Source organism: Shewanella sp. UCD-FRSSP16_17, from assembly GCF_001675935.1.
Lineage (GTDB): Bacteria > Pseudomonadota > Gammaproteobacteria > Enterobacterales > Shewanellaceae > Shewanella > Shewanella japonica.
In genome coordinates, this window is the sequence record NZ_LZFV01000013.1 from 358553 (window position 1) to 379466 (window position 20914).

The 20914-nt window shown below is 40.3% G+C and carries 22 protein-coding genes; 12 read left to right on the top strand and 10 right to left on the bottom strand.

Annotated features, from left to right (window positions below):
* The first annotated feature begins 46 nt into the window (after positions 1-46).
* Positions 47-2074, top strand: a complete 2028-nt coding sequence (gene fusA / locus A9267_RS10610; protein ID WP_065109130.1) for an elongation factor G — start codon at positions 47-49, stop codon at positions 2072-2074.
* 205 nt (positions 2075-2279) lie between these two features.
* Positions 2280-3158: a 4'-phosphopantetheinyl transferase family protein gene (locus A9267_RS10615; protein WP_156669142.1), complete on the top strand. Its 879-nt coding sequence runs from the start codon at positions 2280-2282 to the stop codon at positions 3156-3158.
* 193 nt (positions 3159-3351) lie between these two features.
* Here the strand turns inward: A9267_RS10615 and A9267_RS10620 are convergent, their stop codons facing one another.
* Positions 3352-5346: an alkyl/aryl-sulfatase gene (locus tag A9267_RS10620; RefSeq protein WP_065109132.1), complete on the bottom strand. Its 1995-nt coding sequence runs from the start codon at positions 5344-5346 to the stop codon at positions 3352-3354.
* A gap of 129 nt (positions 5347-5475) precedes the next feature.
* Here A9267_RS10620 and A9267_RS10625 point away from each other — a divergent pair, with 129 nt between their 5' ends.
* Positions 5476-6435: a LysR family transcriptional regulator gene (locus A9267_RS10625; protein WP_197495526.1), complete on the top strand. Its 960-nt coding sequence runs from the start codon at positions 5476-5478 to the stop codon at positions 6433-6435.
* Positions 6436-6473: 38 nt separating this feature from the next.
* On the opposite strand, the gene A9267_RS10630 is transcribed toward A9267_RS10625, so the two are convergent.
* Both A9267_RS10630 and queF read right to left on the bottom strand, forming a co-directional pair.
* The gene (locus A9267_RS10630) at positions 6474-7112 is read right to left on the bottom strand and encodes a pseudouridine synthase (RefSeq protein ID WP_065109133.1); all 639 of its coding nucleotides are present in this window, start codon (positions 7110-7112) and stop codon (positions 6474-6476) included.
* Between the two features lie 86 nt (positions 7113-7198).
* Complete coding sequence (gene queF / locus A9267_RS10635) at positions 7199-8053, bottom strand: NADPH-dependent 7-cyano-7-deazaguanine reductase QueF (RefSeq protein WP_055023106.1); 855 nt, start codon at positions 8051-8053, stop codon at positions 7199-7201.
* Positions 8054-8112: 59 nt separating this feature from the next.
* On the opposite strand from queF, the gene syd reads away from it, so the two are divergent.
* On the top strand, positions 8113-8760 hold the full coding sequence (gene syd / locus A9267_RS10640) for a SecY-interacting protein (protein WP_065109134.1): 648 nt from the start codon (positions 8113-8115) through the stop codon (positions 8758-8760).
* A gap of 125 nt (positions 8761-8885) precedes the next feature.
* On the opposite strand, the gene A9267_RS10645 is transcribed toward syd, so the two are convergent.
* Both A9267_RS10645 and A9267_RS10650 read right to left on the bottom strand, forming a co-directional pair.
* On the bottom strand, positions 8886-9659 hold the full coding sequence (locus A9267_RS10645) for a Zn-ribbon-containing protein (RefSeq protein WP_055023104.1): 774 nt from the start codon (positions 9657-9659) through the stop codon (positions 8886-8888).
* Between the two features lie 79 nt (positions 9660-9738).
* Positions 9739-10074: a hypothetical protein gene (locus A9267_RS10650; protein WP_065109135.1), complete on the bottom strand. Its 336-nt coding sequence runs from the start codon at positions 10072-10074 to the stop codon at positions 9739-9741.
* Positions 10075-10268: 194 nt separating this feature from the next.
* Here A9267_RS10650 and A9267_RS10655 point away from each other — a divergent pair, with 194 nt between their 5' ends.
* On the top strand, positions 10269-10655 hold the full coding sequence (locus A9267_RS10655) for a DUF3192 domain-containing protein (protein ID WP_119968756.1): 387 nt from the start codon (positions 10269-10271) through the stop codon (positions 10653-10655).
* Between the two features lie 13 nt (positions 10656-10668).
* On the opposite strand, the gene A9267_RS10660 is transcribed toward A9267_RS10655, so the two are convergent.
* A complete protein-coding gene (locus A9267_RS10660; RefSeq protein WP_065109136.1) occupies positions 10669-10899 on the bottom strand; it encodes a DUF2789 domain-containing protein in 231 nt (76 codons plus the stop codon).
* Between the two features lie 127 nt (positions 10900-11026).
* Between A9267_RS10660 and A9267_RS10665 the strand changes: the two genes are divergently transcribed.
* Both A9267_RS10665 and A9267_RS10670 read left to right on the top strand, forming a co-directional pair.
* Positions 11027-11656 carry a GNAT family N-acetyltransferase gene (locus A9267_RS10665; RefSeq protein ID WP_065109137.1) on the top strand — a complete coding sequence of 210 codons (630 nt, stop codon included), beginning with the start codon at positions 11027-11029 and terminating at the stop codon, positions 11654-11656.
* 57 nt (positions 11657-11713) lie between these two features.
* Positions 11714-12037, top strand: coding sequence for a DUF962 domain-containing protein (locus A9267_RS10670; protein WP_065109138.1), 324 nt, complete (start codon positions 11714-11716; stop codon positions 12035-12037).
* Between the two features lie 1671 nt (positions 12038-13708).
* Here A9267_RS10670 and A9267_RS10675 read toward each other — a convergent pair.
* Both A9267_RS10675 and A9267_RS10680 read right to left on the bottom strand, forming a co-directional pair.
* Complete coding sequence (locus A9267_RS10675) at positions 13709-14095, bottom strand: DUF3301 domain-containing protein (protein WP_055023098.1); 387 nt, start codon at positions 14093-14095, stop codon at positions 13709-13711.
* Positions 14092-15117 carry a DUF3549 family protein gene (locus A9267_RS10680; protein ID WP_065109139.1) on the bottom strand — a complete coding sequence of 342 codons (1026 nt, stop codon included), beginning with the start codon at positions 15115-15117 and terminating at the stop codon, positions 14092-14094. Before A9267_RS10680 ends, A9267_RS10675 begins: the two co-directional genes overlap by 4 nt.
* Before the next feature lie 120 nt (positions 15118-15237).
* On the opposite strand from A9267_RS10680, the gene A9267_RS10685 reads away from it, so the two are divergent.
* Both A9267_RS10685 and truC read left to right on the top strand, forming a co-directional pair.
* The gene (locus A9267_RS10685) at positions 15238-15555 is read left to right on the top strand and encodes a YqcC family protein (protein ID WP_065109140.1); all 318 of its coding nucleotides are present in this window, start codon (positions 15238-15240) and stop codon (positions 15553-15555) included.
* Between the two features lie 10 nt (positions 15556-15565).
* On the top strand, positions 15566-16414 hold the full coding sequence (gene truC, locus A9267_RS10690) for a tRNA pseudouridine(65) synthase TruC (RefSeq protein WP_055023095.1): 849 nt from the start codon (positions 15566-15568) through the stop codon (positions 16412-16414).
* A gap of 196 nt (positions 16415-16610) precedes the next feature.
* On the opposite strand, the gene A9267_RS10695 is transcribed toward truC, so the two are convergent.
* Positions 16611-16793: a hypothetical protein gene (locus tag A9267_RS10695; RefSeq protein WP_055023094.1), complete on the bottom strand. Its 183-nt coding sequence runs from the start codon at positions 16791-16793 to the stop codon at positions 16611-16613.
* Positions 16794-16950: 157 nt separating this feature from the next.
* On the opposite strand from A9267_RS10695, the gene A9267_RS10700 reads away from it, so the two are divergent.
* From A9267_RS10700 to purU, 3 genes are all read left to right on the top strand, one after another.
* Positions 16951-17412 (top strand): flavodoxin, encoded by a 462-nt coding sequence (locus A9267_RS10700; protein WP_055023093.1) that lies wholly within the window; start codon positions 16951-16953, stop codon positions 17410-17412.
* A complete protein-coding gene (locus A9267_RS10705; protein WP_065109141.1) occupies positions 17379-18836 on the top strand; it encodes a PTS transporter subunit EIIC in 1458 nt (485 codons plus the stop codon). Before A9267_RS10700 ends, A9267_RS10705 begins: the two co-directional genes overlap by 34 nt.
* A gap of 259 nt (positions 18837-19095) precedes the next feature.
* Entirely contained in the window at positions 19096-19965 is an 870-nt protein-coding gene (gene purU / locus A9267_RS10710) for a formyltetrahydrofolate deformylase (RefSeq protein ID WP_065109251.1), read from the top strand.
* 104 nt (positions 19966-20069) lie between these two features.
* Here purU and dapD read toward each other — a convergent pair whose 3' ends face one another.
* A complete protein-coding gene (dapD, locus tag A9267_RS10715) occupies positions 20070-20894 on the bottom strand; it encodes a 2,3,4,5-tetrahydropyridine-2,6-dicarboxylate N-succinyltransferase (RefSeq protein ID WP_055023091.1) in 825 nt (274 codons plus the stop codon).
* Between the last annotated feature and the right edge of the window lie 20 nt (positions 20895-20914).

Consider the following 20914-nt stretch of genomic DNA (forward strand, 5'->3'; position numbering starts at 1 on the left):
AGACAAAAATATGGAAAGTTTAATAATGTGAAAACAGGAGGCCATTATGGCTGAGTTTACTACTGAGCAAACCCGTAATTTGGCTGTGCTCGGACATGTTGGAGCAGGCAAATCATCCTTGCTTGAAGCATTGCTGTATAGAGCTAAGGCAATATCGTTAAAAGGCAGGGTCGACAAGGGCACAAATCATGCTGATTTCACTGCCCAAGAAAAATCCCACCGTCACAGTTTAGAGCCTTCATTTTTACACCTTCAGTATCAACAGCATCATATCAACTTTATCGACACGCCAGGTTTACCTGACTTTTTCGGGCGAGCCTTATTACCTTTGCCTGCCGTTGAGTCAGTATTGTTGGTTATTAATGCCGCCGTTGGTATAGAGTCTGTGACTAAACGTGCTTTTGAAGCTGCAAGAGCGCAAGGTAAAGCGGTGATTATTGCCATTAACCACCTCGACAGTAATCTCACGCGAGTGTCAGATGTGATGATCGACATTCAGCATCAATTTGGACACCGATGTTTACCGGTTAACTTGCCCAGTGCCGATGGAAAAGCCGTTGTTGATTGTTATTTACATTGTGATGAAAGTGCAGAGACGTTATTTAGTCAACCTGCTAGTGCTAGAGATGAGCTAGTTGATACGGTACTTGAAGAAGATGAAGCGTTAATGACCTTGTATTTAGAGCAGGGTGAGTCGTTAACGCCTCAGCAGCTTCATGCTCCGCTAGAAAAAGCACTCAGAATGGGGCACTTAGTGCCAGTCTGCTTTACAAGTGCAGAACAAGATATTGGGATTAGTTCATTGTTAGAAATGCTGATTAAACTCATGCCAAGTCCACTTGAAGCCAATGCACCACAATTTATGAAAGGATTTGGTGAACAGGCGACACCAGTAACAGTGACACAAAAGGAAACAGATCATGTTTTAGCCCATGTGTTTAGCGTTTCAATTGACCCATTTTTAGGAAGACTGGGTGTATTTAGGTTGTACCAAGGGACACTGAATGTTGGCATGAAGCTGTTTATTGGCCAAGGCCGCAAACCTTTCAAAGTCTCTCACTTAATGAGGCTTCAAGGTGATAAACAAATTAATGTATCCCAAGCGTTTCCTGGCGATATTTGCGCTATTGCAAAATTGGATGCATTAAGTGTTGGTTCTGTACTGCATGATAGCCATGATGAAGATGAATTTCATTTACCAGAACTGGAAGTGCCACAACCTATTTTTGGCTTGGCTGTATCAGCCAAACGTCGTGGTGATGAACAAAAGATCTCCGATGTTCTCAATAAACTGGTCGCAGAAGATCCAAGTTTACACATCACTCGAAGTGAAGTTGAAGGGCAAACCGTATTGCAAGGTCAAGGGGATTTGCATTTAAAAATTGCGCTTGAAAAAGCGCAAAATATGTTCCACCTCGACATGGATACTGATACGCCGGCGGTGGCTTATCGAGAAACCATCACCGAGAAAGCACAATGCCGTTATCGCCATAAAAAACAATCAGGCGGATCTGGTCAATTTGGTGAAGTTGAATTAGCCATTGAGCCACTTGAGCGTGGTGAAGGCTTTGAGTTTATTTCGAAGGTGGTTGGTGGCTCAGTGCCAAGTCAATATATTCCAGCAGTAGAGAAAGGCGTGCGAGAAGCCATGCTAGCCGGTGAGTTAGGTGGCTATCCATTACAAGACATAAAAGTCACGTTATTGGATGGCAAACACCACAGTGTAGACTCTAAAGAAATTGCTTTTGTGATGGCGGGTAAAAAAGCTTTTATAGAAGCGGTATCGTTAGCAAAACCTGTAATGTTAGAACCATTAGTTGATATGAGCATTTTAGTTGGGCAAGATCATGTCGGCGAAGTGACAGGTGACATTAGCGCATCTAGAGGCATTATTTGTGGAACGCAGGCAAATGCCAATGGACTTGTTGAGGTCAGCGTTGAAGTGCCACTTGCCAATGTCAGTAGCTACTCTTCAAAGCTTAAATCTATGACAGGTGGAGAAGGTCAGTTTTCAATGCAGTTTAGCCGTTATGATGTTTTACCTAAAAAGGCGGTAAAAGCACTGGTAGATTGATGGGCTAATACTTATTGAAATAACAGATGATATGCAAAGGGTTAAGGATGGCTTAACCCTTTTTATTTGTCTGAACCTTCCATTATTGGTTTAAACCTTAGATGACATTTTCAATCAACATTGTTTATGTGTTGAATTTATGTGTTGAATTAGCGACCTAGAACAAGCGACAATGTCTTATTGCAATTATAAATGCGAGTTTAGTTTGAGCCCTTTACCCACTATTCAATTATTTTTTTGTCCTTTAGATACCAATTTATTAGATGAGAAAACCGTCTCTACAGTGCGTTCATGGTTATCTGATGCTGAGATAAATAAAGTGGATCGTTTTATTCAACGCACTGCTCAACAGCAAGGGTTAATGGTGCGTGGGTATTTGCGCAGCGTATTATCGAGCTTTGCAAATATCGAACCAGACGATTGGCAATTTGAGTATGGTGAGAAGGGCAAACCTAGGCTATCGGCTGTGCAATATAAACAAACTGGCTTGCAGTTTAATTTAAGTCACAGTGGTAACTGGTTGCTTATTGGTGTTATTCACTCCAAAGAGAACGCTTCAATGCCCATTCAATTGGGGGTCGATATTGAACGCCGCCGAGAAAGCACGAATATCCATTCAATTTTACATCACTATTTTTCAAAACCAGAAGAAGCTGCATTATTGGCGTTACCTGAAAGTCAGCAGCGTGAGCGATTTTTCGATTTATGGGCACTGAAAGAATCTTATATTAAAGCAAAGGGACTGGGACTGGCCTTGTCGCTTAAATCGTTTGCATTTGACTTATCTGCGCCGAGCTTAGCTAACCTAACATTAGATGATAAGTCGTTGCCAATTCAGCATGATATTTCACTTAGCTTATTGAAGCATATAGACGTTGATGAGCTTGAACAGACTAATGATGTTGAGTCTTGTTATGAAGTCTCACCTTTATGGCAATGTTGTTTAGGTAAGCTTAATAATTCATACCGATTTGCTGTGAGTGTGGGCGAGTTCGCTTTTGGCGAAAAGCCATTAACACTTCAATTAAAGGCAAAAAAAATCAGCTGGCATGAACAAATAAAAATGTTCATAAAAACCAACTGATTTATCGAACTGTTAAGGTTTTTTGGATGTTTAACTGCTAATCAAAAACGGCTTATCAGAACAATCTTCCCTCACTTGTCTTAGTCGGTCATTGTCGCTTTAAACTCTCATGCCATTACTCTTGGTAAAGTAGTGAATATCAGCATAGAAGCAGAGTGAAAAACTTTGCAGCCGAATTTCGTTAAGTTATGAGCTAATGAGTATGCTGTAGCGGTACGATTTCAAAATCAGGATTGAATTGCACCAATGTTGATGCAATTTTGGCAAATGCTAATTTATCACCTTGCATACTCGCAGCTCCTGATTGCATTAGCGCTTTCATATCTGCTTTACCTAATAATATTGCCACGACATCAGACTTATTAATTGTCAGTGTGGCATCGGCTTTTTTGGCCTTGTCTACTCTGATATTACTCAAGTTTCCGTTACTTAACTCTACAAAGAGCGTGTCAGTTTTATCGCCGCTTTGTGTCACCACATTTAAAGTGATATTGCCAAGCTTGGCGGCGTTAATGCTGTCAACTTTAACCGCGAGAAAGTCAAATAAAGTGGACATGTCCATTTCGCTGATAACATCAGCGGATGCGGATTTAGGTGCGCCAGGTTTTATGCCGATACGTAATTCTTGCGCACCGGTTAAGTAAATATTTCGCCAACCAGCTCCTTCGGCTTGGTAGCCAAGTTGCTCATAGGTATCGGCAAGTAATTCTCGAGCTTGGGGGTGTTGTGGTTCGGCCATGACCACCTTATTTAATGCAGTGGCGACAAACCGATACTCGCCTTGATTGAAGTCTGCTTGCGCTTTTGATACTACATTGTTGGCGCCGCCCATATATTCTACAAACTTAATTGCTTCAGCCTTTGTAGGTAAGGGGTTTAAGTTGGCTGGGTTCATATCAAAATAGCCTAAATACATGTTGTACACAGCTTTAGCGTTATGGCTGTATGTACCGTGATAACCATTGGTGTACCATTCGTCTTGGACATTTTGTGGAATGGTTTCCATGATTGCATCACCAATATCTTGTATTACCACACCTTCATTGGCTAAACGTAAAGATTGATTATGAACGAGGCCATAATTATCTCGCTGCATGCGAAGGTAATGATTAATTTCTTTATTTCCCCATACCGGCGCAGAATGTGAAGCAAATAATACCTGAACATTTTCGCCAAATGCATTAATCATCTCGTTAATGTCTTTGGACCATTTTAATGCGTCGCGAACTTTAGCGCCTCGTAAGGTATAAATATTGTGCATACCATCATATGTTAATTCGCCTGACCATAGCGCCTTCATAGACGGTATATAGGTGATCATTTCACTGGCAGCTTCAGTGCCAGATGCATTCATAAAGACCATTTCAAGACCATCAATGGTCAAGGTTTCCCATTTGCCTTGATGATGAAGTTCATAATCAGGTTTGACGTATGTGATTTCGCCTTTTGATAAACCTTTTGCTAACGCTGCATCGACAATTCCGTGATTGTGTTTATCGAGTGTAACGCCGTATTGGTAAGCAGCTCGACGGCTCATGACATTACCCGCGAGTACATTTTCATCCACTATCTCTTGTGTAATATTATATGAACCATACACTTTGACATCAGGGTAGCGTTCCTGAACGCCACGGGCACCGCCGAAATGATCTGCATGACTGTGAGAGTAAATCATTGCAACAACAGGTAAATCTTTGCCCTCAGGCAAGTGAGCAAAAGCAAATGTTAATGATTGCTGAACAGCTTCTTTAGTTAATAAAACGTCATATACAATCCAACCCGTTTTACCTCGAATAAGGGTTAAGTTAGATAAGTCAGTGCCTCGCACTTGGTAAATGCCATCAGTCACTTTATAAAGTCCGTCTGGTACCATATTAAGTTGAGCTTGGCGATATAACGAAGGGTTGACTGAATCAGGAAGCGTGTCACTGATAAAGTTAAATTCTGCACGCAGTATCTTGGCGGTGGCTTCATCAAAAGAGGCAATTTTATGTCGACTAAAGCGCTCAAAAGCGGATTTATCTTCGAACGGTAACTTTTGTGCTATGGCTTTGTTGTGCTCTGCGGTAATGGGCGTCGCAGGCTTACCCTGGTAGTCAAGACTGATGTGGTCATGTTCGTGCTGCGCAGCAGCCACTGCATTGGTAAATGATAAACTGATGACTAAAGCAACTCGTGTTTTTCTCATGTAAGCCTCGGGTACTTTTTATTGTTAAAGATAAGTTATCAATAAAAAGCCCAAATATAACTATAGCTAAAAATGGTTAATACATTTATCGTGTGAATGTATTTGGCGATATGTGTTATGGGAGAAGTGATGAAGCAAGAGAACTTAGCGTCTGATGCGCTCATGCAACAACAATTACCTAAGTTGGATCTTAACCTTATTAGAGTGTTTTGCTGTGTATGTGATTATCAATCTATCACGCTTGCAGCGGAGCACCTTGCATTAACTCAGTCGTCAGTCAGTAATGCTATTAATCGGTTTAAAGCGGTTGTGGGTGTTGAACTATTTATTAGGCAAGGAAGAGGGATCGCTCTCACTGCGATTGGTCAGCACTTGCACCGACAGTTAAGTTCGCCACTCATCGAAATCGAACAATGCATTAATAGCGTTAAAGCTTTTGACCCTTCGTTGTCAAAACGGGTATTTCATGTCAGCGCTAATGAATCAATTATTGATTTGATTGAAGCAGATATCGAAAAGTCACTGACGGATAAAGGCGTTGAAATCATTTTTACAGAAGCGATTTTAGATGAGGGTAATTTATATCAAGCCCTTAAAAATCAGCAAATTGATTTAGCGCTAGATATTGTTGCGCCAACTGAAGCGAGCTTTACCAGTAAGCAAATTGCCACCGAAAAGCTTGTTTGTGTTGCTAGGGCTGAGCACCCGCAATTTAAACATGGAATTGATGAAGTGTCTTACTTCGCGGCTAAGCATCTGTTTTATCGACTTCATCGTCATAACCAGCGAGTYGCAGAGATGATTTCAACAGACCATTTACCTGAACGATATATGTATGGTGAAAAATCCTCTTTACTGACGATGTTATCTGGCGTGAGTAAATCCGATGCCATTTGTATTGCGCCTTATACCTACGCGAAAAACTATCAATCTATTTTTAATTTAATTTTGATGGACTTGCCTTTTGAAAGCCAAGTGATTTCGATTTACAGTATTTGGCCAACACGTAATCATCAAGACCCTGCGATAAAGTGGTTACGAGAGCTGGTGGAGTCTGCGATGGAGAAAGTGTATTTAACCAAGAACTAGTAAGGTAAGCCGATAAATGAATAGCCCCGTTTTAAGGGTTATACGAGGTTAGAGTTTATTACTGAATCTAAGTTATTAAGTGCAATAACGTCGCCAGCACGCATATCATTAATTTGTATATCACCAATTCTGACCCTAACAAGCCTTAATGTGGCAAAGCCAACGGCAGCGGTCATTTTTCTGATTTGACGGTTTTTACCTTCAGTTAATGTGATTGAAACCCAGCTGGTGGGGCCATGTCTTGGATCGCGGATTTTTTTACCGCGTGAGGGAAGCATTGGCTCTGCGTTTAACTTGAATGCTTTACAGGGCAGAGTGAGATATTTCGTGCCATTAATGCCAATTTCAACTCCGTTTTGTAGTAGTGACACCGCTTTGGTATCAATATCGCCATCCACTTGAACATAATATTCTTTTTCGATGCCTTTACTTCTCACTTTATGGCTCATCATGCCGTCAGTTGTTAGCAGTAATAAGCCTTCAGAATCATGGTCTAATCGACCAATTGCCATGGTTTTATCTGGAAACTGACATAACTCGCCCAATAAGTGTTTTTTCTTTCGAGTTTCTGGCACAAACTGACTTAAAAAACCAAAGGGTTTAAATATTTTGAAATGCTGATGGGACTGAATATCGTCAGTTGTTGGTGTTAAACAAGTAACATTGTCTGTAGGCATGAAGGGCTCGGTATTACGACAGAAAATAAATGAATAAAGCCTAGGGATTAGGCTTTATTCATTAAGCTGATTGATGAATAAGCAATTTATTGTCTTGCTAAACGGTGCGTCTCTGGAGGTTGCTCAAAGTCGCTTCTGAATGGGTTGATATCCAATCCACCGCGGCGAGTATAACGTGCATAAACAGTGAGTTTAGTACAATGACAGTATCGTTTTAGGTCGGTAAAAATACGCTCTACACATTGCTCATGAAATTCATTATGTTGGCGGAATGAGATTAAATAGCGCAATAGCTTTTCATGATTAATCTTTGGGCCTTGATAACGGATCATCACACTTCCCCAATCTGGCTGTGAAGTGATTAAACAGTTAGATTTTAATAAGTTTGACGTGAGTGTTTCGACAACATTTTTCTCTTCAGTGCTGTCTTGCAAGTACTCAGGGTTAAATTCATAATCATTGACTTCAATATCAAGCTCATCGATACAATTGCCAGGTAGTTCAACAATACGTTGAGTATTGAAATGCTTAGGCTCAATCACTTTCACTGTTACCTTACCATTAGCGCATTGGCTTAAGTCAGTGGTTAAGGTTTGCTGAACGTGCTCTACACTGTCAAAACGTGTTTGGTTAAAGCTGTTTAAATACAACTTGAACGATTTTGATTCGATTAAATTATCACTTTCGATAGCAAGGTAAACTTCAATCATTGCGACCATAGGTTTACCTTTGGCGTTCAACCAAGATAACTCGTAGCCAGTCCAAATATCTGCCCCTTGAAACGGCAGAGTATCAGTTAATTCAATAGCGTCGCGATTAAGTTTACGAGGAACCCCTTGCAGCAGTGAAGCATCATATTCTGCTTGATATTGCGTCGATTGACCTAAAGTGAGTCCTTTAAGTGCATCTGCATCACTATAGGGGTCGTGATTGTGTGTCATCTAGTCTGTTTCCGTGTCAAAATAGACTTTTATTATAACCCAAAACTGGAGCATCTTAAGTGTCTTGTTCAACTTCATTGGAACATTTTTCTAGCCGTTATATACAAGCTTATCAGGATGTATTAGACGAGTTACCCCGTTATTTCCCACTTGGGCAAGGATCCGCTTGTATTGAAGGCAAGTATGATCTTGAATCTGACGATGCGGTTTTTTGGAAAGCGGTAAAACGAAAAAGTAATTCAGATTTCAGTAATGTAGAACATGCATTAGACATCAAGCTTCATCAAGATATTAATGCCTTTTATGGTGAGTTTTTTTCTGCGCCACTTTTTTTCGATTCTAAATGGGGAGAAGGGGAGTTACTGCAGGTTTGGAACCAGCAAGATTTTGAATCTTTGCAACAAAATGTGATTGGTCACTTAATGATGAAGAAAAAGCTTAAACAAGCACCAACTTGGTTTGTTGGCGTTTTAGGCGATGGCGAACAGATGATTACTGTCGATAATGAAGATGGCAGTGTGTGGATTGAAATTCCAGGTGATAGGCCCAAAGATAAATTAGCCGATAGTCTTGCGGAATTTATTGATGCGCTAACACCACGAGTAACGCCGCCAGTTGAGCCGATTGTAGAGGAATATGTTGCTCACCCAGGTATTTGGCAGCGAATGAAAATGATGTGGAATGATTTGATTAAAGGCAAGAAATAATTGCTTATTCGGATATAAAATATAAAAGCCAGACTATAGATGCGGTCTGGCTTTTTTATTGAATGAACCGATAATGCGTAATCAGCTAACTCGTTGTATTAGTATCTATTGACGAGAAGATAATTTTACTGATGATCCCATGAGATATTCGATACGATTCGACATGGCTCGCACCTAAAGTGGAACATGTCTAATAATGGCTCATCTAAACGCCACGCTTTTGAGCCGCAACGTGGACAAGCTCGGTTTTTTTCACTGGCAAGGTTTTCGCCACCGACACGGTATAAATAATAATAAGTTGGGATTTTAGTTAAATATTCAACTCTGCCCCTGATATCCCAGCCCCGTCTAAATAAATCACTTTGATGACTGGTAATTTCTTCTAATGCTGCAAATTCAGCCTGAGTGGCCGCTGCCATTTGTAATTCATCACAGGCTTGCCACTCTGTCTGCCATCGAATGACGCGTTTATGATCGCCGTTAAAGGTTGCAGGCAGCTGATACAGTGGAATGGGGAGCAAGTTATCGCCAGATCGGATAGGTGAACACATATGTACATAGCTGGTATATAACACTTGCCAGCTAGGCTGCTCCGTATTACTGACTTCAGAGTTAATATCTTGGCCTATATATTTCTCGCGCGGTGCTAACAGTTTTGCGTCTGTTAATTGTTGTAAGGCTTGTTTAGTCCAAGGACTATTGTGACGAGTTGCTAAGCTGGTTTTTTCTGGCATCAACAATCGCACTTTAAACTCACCTTCGTTAAAGGCGACTGCAAATTCTCTTCCCAATATTTGACCGTTTGCTCGTAATGATTCGAGATAATGGTTGATGGCTTTTTCTGCCGCGGTGATGGTGGTATCCGCAAAACATTCAAATCTGAGCTCAGTGACAAACATGGGAGTTCCGTTAATGTGTTAAGTGTTTGGGTGTCGTTAAAAAGTCTTGTGGTCAATCTAATTTAAACTAATAACAGGGTTATGATTGATTTTCTAATTGGGCTATACGCTGTTCTAGCAATTCAATTTTTTTGTCAAAGTCAGCTTTCATTTGTTGAATTTGCGTTTGAAATAGTTGCTCAAGTTGTTGTCGCTCAGCATTGGCTGTTTGTTTGGTCGACTCTAGCGCATCGCCCAGATCTGGCAAGGTTTGCCACTGATCTTTTGGGATAGCTTTAAACTGTTGCAAGCCTTGGATTAACAAAGGCATTGGCACTTTACCACCCAGTTTTCCTTTTACTAATGCCATCGTCGGAGTGTGGCCATTCATTGCAATGGTTTTGGCCGCTGCGAGGACTTGTTCGATTGGACTCATAATTAGTGAAAATCCTCAATGTTGATTGGTGAAAATGATGATTTAATCAAATGTTATTTTAAAAATATAATGAAATCAATAATATAACTTTTGGCATACTTTTAGCTTAATCATAATGGACAACATTATAACGTATCTCAAAAACAGTTTGAGTAGAAATTACGTGAGAATCATTTTAATAATAAGGAAGTATCATGAAAGCAAAATTGGGTTTAGCATTGTTAATGGCTGTAAGCAGTCTTTCATTGAGTGGTTGTGTGTTGAATGTGGGTGATCACGAAGGTAATCGCAGCAGTTCTTATTGGGAAAAACAACAACAAACTAATCGTACTAATTTATCTAAGTTGACGATTGGTATGGCGCGAGATCAAGTAACGACTTTAATGGGTACTGCTGATTTCAGTGAGGCTTATGTTACTCAAGCTGACGCAGACAGTCCGAAAAAAGAAGTCCATGTATTCTTCTATCGTACTCAGTGGAGTAAAGGTGATGGTAAAACCACTAAGGATGAATGTACTCCTGTGGTGATCAGTGATAATAAATTAGTTGGTTGGGGCGATACGGCTTACCAAAAAATCTAGACTGTAGTTACTGTTATTGCCTTAATAAGACGTCCAGTTGGTCGACGAGTTCTGACCACTGGGCGTCTTGCGTTAAGGCCTCGGTAATAAATGCTTTTTGGGCCTCATTCCAAAAGCTAGCTTGGGTAATTGGTGTTTCGTTAGGAATGTTATGCGTAGTAATAAAGTGCTCAATTCCAGTCGGTGATGCATCCAGTCCGAGTTGTTCAAATAGGTGGTTTAACGTTATTGAGGTGGTATCCATGATGACGACCTTATTAAGAAGTGAATGGACTTATCTTCACTAAGCCTAGGCGAGCGGATTAAAATTGCAATATGTTTCAAACTTGTTAACTTGTAACTATTCACTGAACTTCAATGAGACTGAAATTATGGAACAGACTACTATGGCGGAATATCGTGCAGTGTACCTGACAGCAGAAGATTTACGGGTGGCTGCGTCAATAATATACAACGCCTATCATGATGATCCGTTTTTCATTGAAGCCTTGTCCACGGCTAATAAAGCCAGTTACGAGCAAAAATTACGTGCCGCTATTAGGGAAGAATTAACTGAGTTATGGCAGCAAGAGCAGCCTTTAATTGGCTGGTTTAATGGTGAAAGATTGATTGGTGTTGCGTGCGTGATTACTCATCAAGTGCCATTAGGTGAAAGCCGCTATTGGCATTGGCGTTTGAAAATGGTGCTGGGAACCGGTTGGAGCTCCACGCAAGCCTTAATCAACAAAGAGAATAGTATTTTAGAAAGCCTACCAAGTAATCAATATGGCATTCTGCAGTTTATAGCGTTATCGCCCATTGAACAGGGTAAAGGGAATGGCGCTAAATTGATTCACGCTGTGTTAAGTTGGTGTGATGACCAACCTGAACTCGATGGTATCGGCGTGTTTATTAATAATCCTAAACACGGTGAGTTATTTATCCGCGAGGGTTTTCAGCACCTTTCTCAACTGACGATCGGCACTGTAGATGGTGAAGTATTGATATATTCGAGTAAATAACTCGGTTCGTAGTTTATATAGTGAGCGTATTGATTTAATCGCTAGGTAGGATGGAAAATGAGCACGAAAAAATACCAAGACTTTAATTCTTTTTATCCTTTTTATTTATCTCAACATCAAGATGTAACATGCAGACGACTTCACTATATCGGTAGCGGAATTATTGTAGTCATGTTGATTATAGTGTTGTTATCAGAACAATGGTGGCTTTTATGGACATTGCCCGTAATTGGTTATGGCTTTGCTTGGGTTGGTCACTTCTTCTTTGAAAAGAATAAACCTGCCACCTTTGAGTACCCCTTTTATAGTTTGCTTGCTGACTGGGTCATGTTTGCACAAATGTTAAAAAATAAACTCGGCCTCAAGAAAAACTCAGGTTAAGTGTTAATCAGGAATGTAAGAGATCTCTCACCTTACTGTAGGTTTTCATATTCTTTAATCGAGTTGATTTCTTTTATTTAATTTTTATATTCTTTTAAAACAATAGTTTAGTTGTTTTGGTTTGACGTTGGCTATTGTGAATATTTTGTTTCATCCACTTTTTTCCATTTTTCTATTACATGATTTCAATACAATAAAGTCACTAAGCAATTAATTGAATGACTAAACAAATCGTTACAGGAAGTCACTTTTTAAAAAGTCAGTGAACAGTAATAGTAGTGCTTAGAAAGTATTTGGCGATTAACACTCAGGATGAGAATTATTGATACGAATACATGTAATGATTTTCAGGATGAAAGTAGGACACGCTCAAGGAGTGGGCAAAAGCTCAGTTAAGGATTAACTGAAACATGGATGACCCCAAGTCAGGAAGATATGGGTAGCAGGAAGCAAATACCAGGAAGGTAATTTTAGGAGTTAGATTCGGTCAAAAGGATTGACTGTTCAAAGGATTGAGAACTCAAGTATGGCTTAAAAGGCATATACAAGGATATTGAGTAAAAAAGGAATAAGGGAGCAAGGAGCAAGACGATTCGCAAGGATGGAGCAGGGAGCACAACTTAGCAGGATGGCTAACAAAGCGTAAAACTGGCGCAACCTTACATGTTAGGGTTGCGCTTTTTATTATATGAGATATTCATTTGTTAAATATGTGAACAGCTTAACTGCTTCAAAAGTGCATTTGTCTACCTGGTTTGTAAGAGATATCTCACAAGGGATGTAAGAATAATCGCTTTTAAAATAGACTTACACCAAGTGTTTTTTTTAAGTTGCTGATAATTTTAACTTTATTATGTTTGTTTGAGATTTGTAGTGTTGTTTTTTTGTTAACCTGCTGTTTTGTGCATATTTATTTATTCGGACATCTCTTAAAATATACCCAAGCAGTAAATGCACGAGAGAGATAATTTGTTCATCAGGATGATGATTAAGAATTCACTTTCTCGACGACAGTAAAACAACCGTTATGGATAACGGCAGTGTCAAAGGATGATACTGACATCATTAAGATGAAGGGTTTTATTGTAGAAAAGGATTTTTAGGACATCAATAAAAGGATTTACGCTGTTATGGATAACAGTGATTGCATTGGATGCAAATGATTGAATCATGGATGTCATGGAAGAAAACCAAGGATGAATTAAAGGACACGCTTAAGGATTTGAGCAGGCTCGGTCAAGGGATAATCGAGTAAGAGGGACAGTACTTCAGTGTACAAGGAACATCAAGGATTGAATAAGGATAGCGCACGGAGCAAGTTAGACGCATGGATGGTGCAGGGAGCACAAAAATAGCAGGAAGGCTTAACAAGAGTACAAGAGGCCGCGGCAATTTATTGTCGCGGTCTTTCTTTTGGAATTTGTAAAGTTTGGACTCAAGTTTATTTTGGCAAGGTGAAGCGTTAATTACCGTTATTTTTTACTTTTTAAAGGCGTGCATTGGTTCAGGCATTCTGGTGTAAGTGAAAACTCTACTTTACCTCTACTTTACCACTACTTTTACTATGACTTTTCACGCTTATTATCGTGTTTTTAAAAGTGTTAGCGACAGATATAAAAAACGCTATCAAAATGATAGTGTTAGTGATAAAAAAGCGCATCAATGTCGCTATTATCGGCATTTACCCGAATTGCAGCTCGAAGCACCGCCGCAACCACCAAATTTGCCTTTAGCCATTGGTGCGTCCATCCATTCAGGCTCTGGGAAAATTGGCCAATTAATTTTTTCAATTTTTTTGCCGTGCATGTTGATATGGCCACGGTATTGGTTAATACCGTCGGTGCTGAACTCAAACATGAATTTAGCTCGCCAACATAACCCTGTTGTACCGCCAATACTCGGTTTTGCCGACTCCATTGCGATAGCAAGCAGTTGAACCTTCTGACCGGCGCAAGACTTTTCAGCATAACGGCGGCTGATCTCTGCCATTTGGCGTAATTGCCAAAAAAATGCAGCGACCACTACAACGGCAACGATTAATATAAAATCTGACATCATTGGCTTACGGCCCTAAATAATCCGCCAATGGCGGAAGAAAGTGTGGCGCTGCGGTCGGTACTTCTTAAGTCTAGTAATAGCGATTCTCGCAGGCTTGGTATTGCTACGATATCAGCAAATACTTGATTAAAGAAGTTTTGCGGTTGATTGGCTAAAACTTCTAGATAAAGTTTGCGAGTTGCATCATCTTTTAATGCTATCCAGCTTCTTGCTGCAATAGTGATCAATAAGTTTTCATCTAATTGCTGAAAATTAACCAACTGTTTAATGGCTTTTTGGGTTAATTCAGGCTGAGACGATAGTGCTCGCAGATAGATATGTTTGTGCTCAATGTCTGCTGCCGATAATTTATCAAAAATGGTTTCGGCCAATGAGTTTGAGATGGTGACATGTTCTAAACACTGACACACAGCAGCTTGTACTTCTAAAGGCGCGAATGAAAATGATGAATTGATGTGTTTGTCATGATCAAATTTGTCTAAACGAACACAGACATCAGCAATGCCCTGTAAACCCAATTGTTGCCAATTATCGCTTTGGGCTTGTGTTTCATCTAACTGTGCAAAATATTGAGCCGCATATTCATATTGTGCAGATGCTTGTTGGCTTAGCTGTTTTTTTACCAATGCGTTAAATAATGCTAACTTTTCTTGGCTTGGTTTAAAGCTAAATGGGTGATTGGCATAGCGTTCTTGTTCTTCATCAGTTAACGCTTTTGTTGGATCACGTCCAAGTGCTTCTAAAATCATTTTAATGAACTGACTACGCTGTGCTGGTGACAGTAATCCTCGCTCATCTAACGGGAGCTTTAAAAACCAGATAAAAGGTGGCTGGTCTTCACGCCAAAATACAATGGCAAATTGAGCGTGACCTTGAATTGGATATGGGTAAGGCGTGTTTAGTGCTTCAATTTGGCTAAATAGCACAGGGTCGATATTGGCTACTCTGCGGCCTAAATCATAAACCTGAAATTGGGTATTAGCAGTGTCGAGGAATTGGCTTAAGGTTTCGAGTTGTGTCATGAGAGCTTATTTTTCGCGATTAACTTGCCGCTATTATAGGGTTAACTGCCGCCTGATGATATGATTAGTCGCACAAACACCTGTGATATTTTCAAACCGTTTAAGCGATAATCTTCTGTTATGCCTTATATTCAAACTGTTCAATTACTAGAGTCGCTGGAACAGCAACTTAAAATCAATCATTTATGGTCAATCCAATCGCCATCTGATGCTGAGCTTGCCAGTGTCGCTCCATTTGCCTGTGATACGTTACGTTTCGAGCAATGGCTGCAATTTATTTTTATTCCTAAGATGTCGATGTTGATCCGAACACAATCGCCGTTACCTAGCAAAATTTCACTGGCTCCGATGGCTGAGCATGTGTGGGGCAATCGAGCTGAACTCGCTGAGTTAACCAAGCTTTTAGCTGTATTAGATAATCTGTTAACGGGTCAATAAGGTGAAAGTGATGACTGAAGAAAAATACATAAGCCCGTTTGCTGATGATGAATATATTGGCACCGATATTGATTTTGCTGAAGACGCAGAGAATGATGAAGTCGCGCCAGAATTGGAAATATTATTTCAAGATGAGCATATCGTTGCGATTCATAAGCCTGCAGGTTTATTAGTTCACCGCTCTTACTTGGCAAGAAAAGAGCGATTTTTTGCGATGCAACTTACTCGAGATCTCGTCGGTTGTCATGTTTTTCCGGTACATAGGCTCGATAGGCCGACATCTGGTGTGCTGTTGTTTGCCAAAAATAGTGAAGTAGCACGGGCCTTGTGTGAGCAATTTGAACAACATCATGTGAAGAAACAATATTTAGCATTAGTGCGTGGCAATATGCATGAAGCAGCGAGACTAGATTATGCCCTTAAGGTTGAGCTGGATGATGTCGCGGATAAAAAAGCCCGTAAAGATAAACCTGCCCAAGATGCTGTTACAGACTATGAGCCGTTATTAAATGCTGAGATCCCTTTTAGCTCTGGCCGCTATCCTACCAGCCGTTTTTGTTTGATTAAATTAACGCCTCAAACTGGTCGAAAGCATCAATTGCGCCGCCATATGGCTCATTTGCGTCACCCCATTATCGGTGATACGACTCATGGCGATGGCAAACAAAATAAGTTTTTTAGAAGCCACTTTGAAATTAACCGACTTTGGTTAATTGCTAAGTCGCTGCAGTTTACTCACCCGGTGACCAACGAGTTAATGCATATTGAAACCGAACTTGAGCAGGAATGGTCAACTTTATTTGACCAATTTGGTTGGCAAGAACATTTGGATATTGATACTCCCCTAGACATAGCTTAATTGGCTCTAGTCAATATAAAGGCTTGGTATGGGCTTAATAAGGCTTGGTTTAGGCTTAGATTAGAAATATCAAAGAGATACTCAATGCAGTATCTCTTTCTAATGCGTTACATTATCTTTCCGCTCACAGCATACGTATCTTTTATGTACTTAATATAACCATTCTCGATACGGGTTTAGCGCTTAAGAGTCTGCGTTAACTGGCTTTAAAAGGTGCTTTGGTATGCTCAAGTAAAACTGATTTAAGCTTTTCAAACTCTTCAATCTTCTCAAGTGGCTTACTGGTATCTTGTTGCTCAGACCGAAAATAGAAGTTACGCCTAATGTGAGCGGACTTATGTTGCAGCTTAAACAATCTGTGCCTGTTGGCTTGACGCATAACAGTAACCTTAAGGTATATGTAAGTTATTACTTTTGTTTGTATTTCATACTTGCAGCTTAGCGTGAGAATACAGTATGGTGAAGTTATCAACCTCATGTCTTAGCCGCTAGCTAAGTGAATAATAGAAGTTAGTTAACTTGAAGAGAAGTATAACATGGAAAAAGTTAATTTAGTGTTTGGCACCGTATATGGCAGTGCTCAGTTTGTTGCTGAAACACTGGCAAGCAAAATTGCTGAACTTGATTTTGAAACTAACCTTATTCAATCATCTGATTTAACGGGATTTGTGCCTAAGGAAGATGAACTATTAATCATAGTTACTTCAACTACAGGTCAAGGTGATTTACCTGATGATATTGCGCCTTGGTTTGCTGAAATGAAGTCCGCAGCGCCTTATCTTCCTGGTTTACGTTACAGCATTATTGGTTTAGGTGATTCAAGTTACGAGACTTTCTGTGGCGCGGCTAAACAATTCGATGAATTATTTGCAGAACTTGGCGCCAAACCGCTAACAGCGCGTTTAGATATTGATGCATGTGAAACCATGGAGCCAGAAACTGACGCGGTGCAATGGATACCAACATGGCACTCAGCCGCTCAGTCTCTCAATCAATAAGACGATTAAGTCAGCAGTGGTTTAAATTTGCCCAGCGCCTCAGTCAGGCGCTGCTCATTCCTATTGCCATTTTACCTGCTGCTGGTGTGATGTTGGGCTTGTCATATAATCCACTTCCTTTTATTCCTCAAGAACTTGCAACGGTATTTTCAGCTGTTGGTAATTTAATCTTCACCATGATGCCATTGTTATTTGCGGTAGCAATTGCCATTGGCTTTTGTAAAGACCAAGGTATAGCGGCTTTTGTGGCAGTGTTTGGCTTTGGTGTTTTTATCTCGTCAATGGGGGCATTTACTGCAATTTATCAATTGCCTGCTCGACCTTTATGGGGAATTGACACCATAGATACAGGTATTGCTGGCGGTATTTTAGTGGGGGCGATGACATGTTTTGTGGTGAGAATGAGCCAAGATGTCAAATTGCCTGCGATGTTTTCATTTTTTGAAGGCCAGCGAAGTGCCGGTTTGCTGATTATTCCTTTTGCAATGGCATTGGCATTTTTGTTGGCTCACATATGGCCAACGCTCGCTTATCAGATAGATAGCTTATCACTATGGGCCGTTTATCAAGATCCTGCATTAGCTTTTGCCGTTTACGGCACGATAGAACGTTTTTTGATTCCGCTGGGGCTTCATCACATTTGGAATGCACCATTTTATCTTGAAGTGGGTCAGTACTTTCATGAAGGTAAAATGGTTAGAGGTGAGATAGCACGTTATCTTGCTGGCGACCCTTTAGCGGGAAATCTAGCGGGAGGCTACTTGATTAAAATGTGGGGATTACCTGCCGCAGCGCTTGCGATTTGGCGCTGCGCTGATAAATCCGAACAAAATCGGGTTGCAGGAATTATGCTTTCTGCTGCGGCAACTTGCTGGCTGACTGGTATCACTGAGCCTATTGAATTTGCTTTTATGTTTGTCGCGCCGCTGTTATTTATTATTCATGCGTTATTAAGTGGTGCGGCTTATGCGATTTGCATCTTGCTTGATATCAACCACAGTGTGGTGTTTTCTCATGGCTTGATTGACTTTAGCGTGTTATTTGCACAATCAAGTAATACCAGTTGGTTTTGGTTTTTAGGCCCATTAACGGCGTTTATCTATTATTTGATATTTAGGGTCAGTATTGTTGCGTTTAACTTGAAAACTCCAGGGCGAATAGCAGCAGAAGATACCGGAAATAAAGAAAGTTTACGTGCAATGGTCAGTGCATTGGGTGGTCCTGAAAATATCATTGAGCTTAATGCTTGTTTAACCCGCCTAAGAATAGCTGTAGTTGATCCTAAATTAGTTGATAAGCCACGTTTAATGAGATTAGGTGCTAAGGGAGTGATTAAAGTAGGTAAGGGCGTGCAGGTCGTTTTTGGCACAAAAGCAGAAAGTTTACGCAAGTTACTACAAAGGTACTTGGATACAAGGCAGTAATGCTTGCTCTGGCTTATATTTCATAAGGCTGGGTTATCTTCTAAGTGAGCTGTATTATTGGTCATCTCTAGAGCGTATAAGATAAACAATTCATAATTATTCCTCCATTAAATTAAAGATTCTGTATATGGCTTACCTTATTTATCAAATTACCCATAAATATTGATGTTCTTATCTTGTGCTTGCCCTAGCTGTGTTATTAATGAATTAATTTAGTTTGAAAGGCCTATTGGCAAAAATTGATGTGAGTCGTGTAGTTATGAAAAAAAACCAATCTGATACCCCTGCATTAAGTGTAGATCGTAAAATTCTTATTACTGATTGTGAAGATGCACAAGGCTTGATTGCCAAAATTACCGGGGTATGTTTTGCCCACCACCTAAATATTGTTAAAAACACCGAGTTTGTAGACCATCAACAAGGACGCTTTTTTATGCGTACTGTGCTTGAAGGTCATATTGATGATGATGCTTTGCTAGCCGATCTTAGGCAGGTGCTGCCTGAGCAAAATCATATGAAATTGGTAGATGCTGGTCGTAAGCGCATCGTGATCTTAGTGACCAAGGAAGCGCACTGTTTAGGTGATATTTTAATGAAGTCCTATTATGGCGGCCTTGATTTGGAAATTGCTGCAGTTATTGGTAATTACGATAACCTGCAAGCATTAACTGAGAAGTTTGATATCCCGTTTCATCATGTTTGCCATCAAGGGATTGATAGACAACAACACGAAATGGCCATTTTAGAAATCATTAAGCAGTACTCGCCTGATTATATTGTATTAGCAAAATTTATGCGTATTTTGACGCCAGAGTTTGTTGCTCATTATCCAAACACGATTATTAATATTCACCATTCATTTTTGCCAGCCTTTATCGGTGCATCACCATATCGACAAGCATGGGAGAGGGGGGTAAAAATTATTGGCGCAACTGCGCACTTTGTGAATAACTGTTTAGATGAAGGGCCGATTATTAAGCAGGATGTGATTAATGTTGATCATAGCTTTAGTGCAGAAGAATTGGCGCATAATGGCCGAGATGTTGAAAAAAGCGTTTTGAGTAAAGCCTTACAATTGGTACTAGATGAGCAAGTTGTGGTGTATGGCAATAAGACTGTGGTGTTTTAACGATGCTTGTATTTTGTTACTGCAAATAGTCACAGTAAAATGTTAAGTTTATAAAAAAGGCCTCATTTCGAGGCCTTTTTGAATCATTTATCAGATGATTAATATTAATCAACGATACGTAATAACTCGTTAATACCGACTTTTCCGCGGGTTTTAGCATCGACTTTCTTAACAATGATTGCCGCATATAAGCTGTAAGTGCCACATTTAGAAGGTAGGTTACCTGAAACCACTACAGAGCCTGCTGGTACGCGACCGTAATGTACTTCACCAGTTTCACGGTCAAAAATACGGGTACTTTGACCAATGTAAACACCCATTGAAATTACGCTGCCTTCTTCAACAACAACGCCTTCAACAATTTCACTGCGTGCGCCGATAAAACAGTTATCTTCAATAATGGTCGGGCCGGCTTGTAATGGCTCCAGTACACCACCAATGCCGACACCACCAGATAAATGCACATTCTTACCAATCTGTGCACAAGAACCAACTGTAGCCCAAGTATCTACCATAGTGCCTTCATCCACATAAGCACCTAGGTTTACGTAAGATGGCATGAGTACGGTGTTCTTTCCGATGAATGAACCTTTACGTACCGTTGCAGGTGGTACAACACGGATTGCTTCTTCTTTAAATCTTTCAGCTGTGTAATCAGAGAACTTTTGCGGTACTTTATCAAAGTACTTAGTGTCACCACCTTCAACCACTTCGTTGTCAAAGATACGGAAAGAAAGTAGTACTGCTTTCTTTAACCATTGGTGTACGTGCCATTCGCCATCAATCTTCTCTGCAACACGAGCTTGGCCTTTATCAAGCATGCTAATGACAGTTTCGATATCTGCACGAACACTTGGCTCAACTGTGCTAGGTGTGATGTCCTGACGAGCCTCAAATGCAGCTTCTATGCGTTGGCGTAATGCCTCCATTACTATCTCCCAAATTGTGT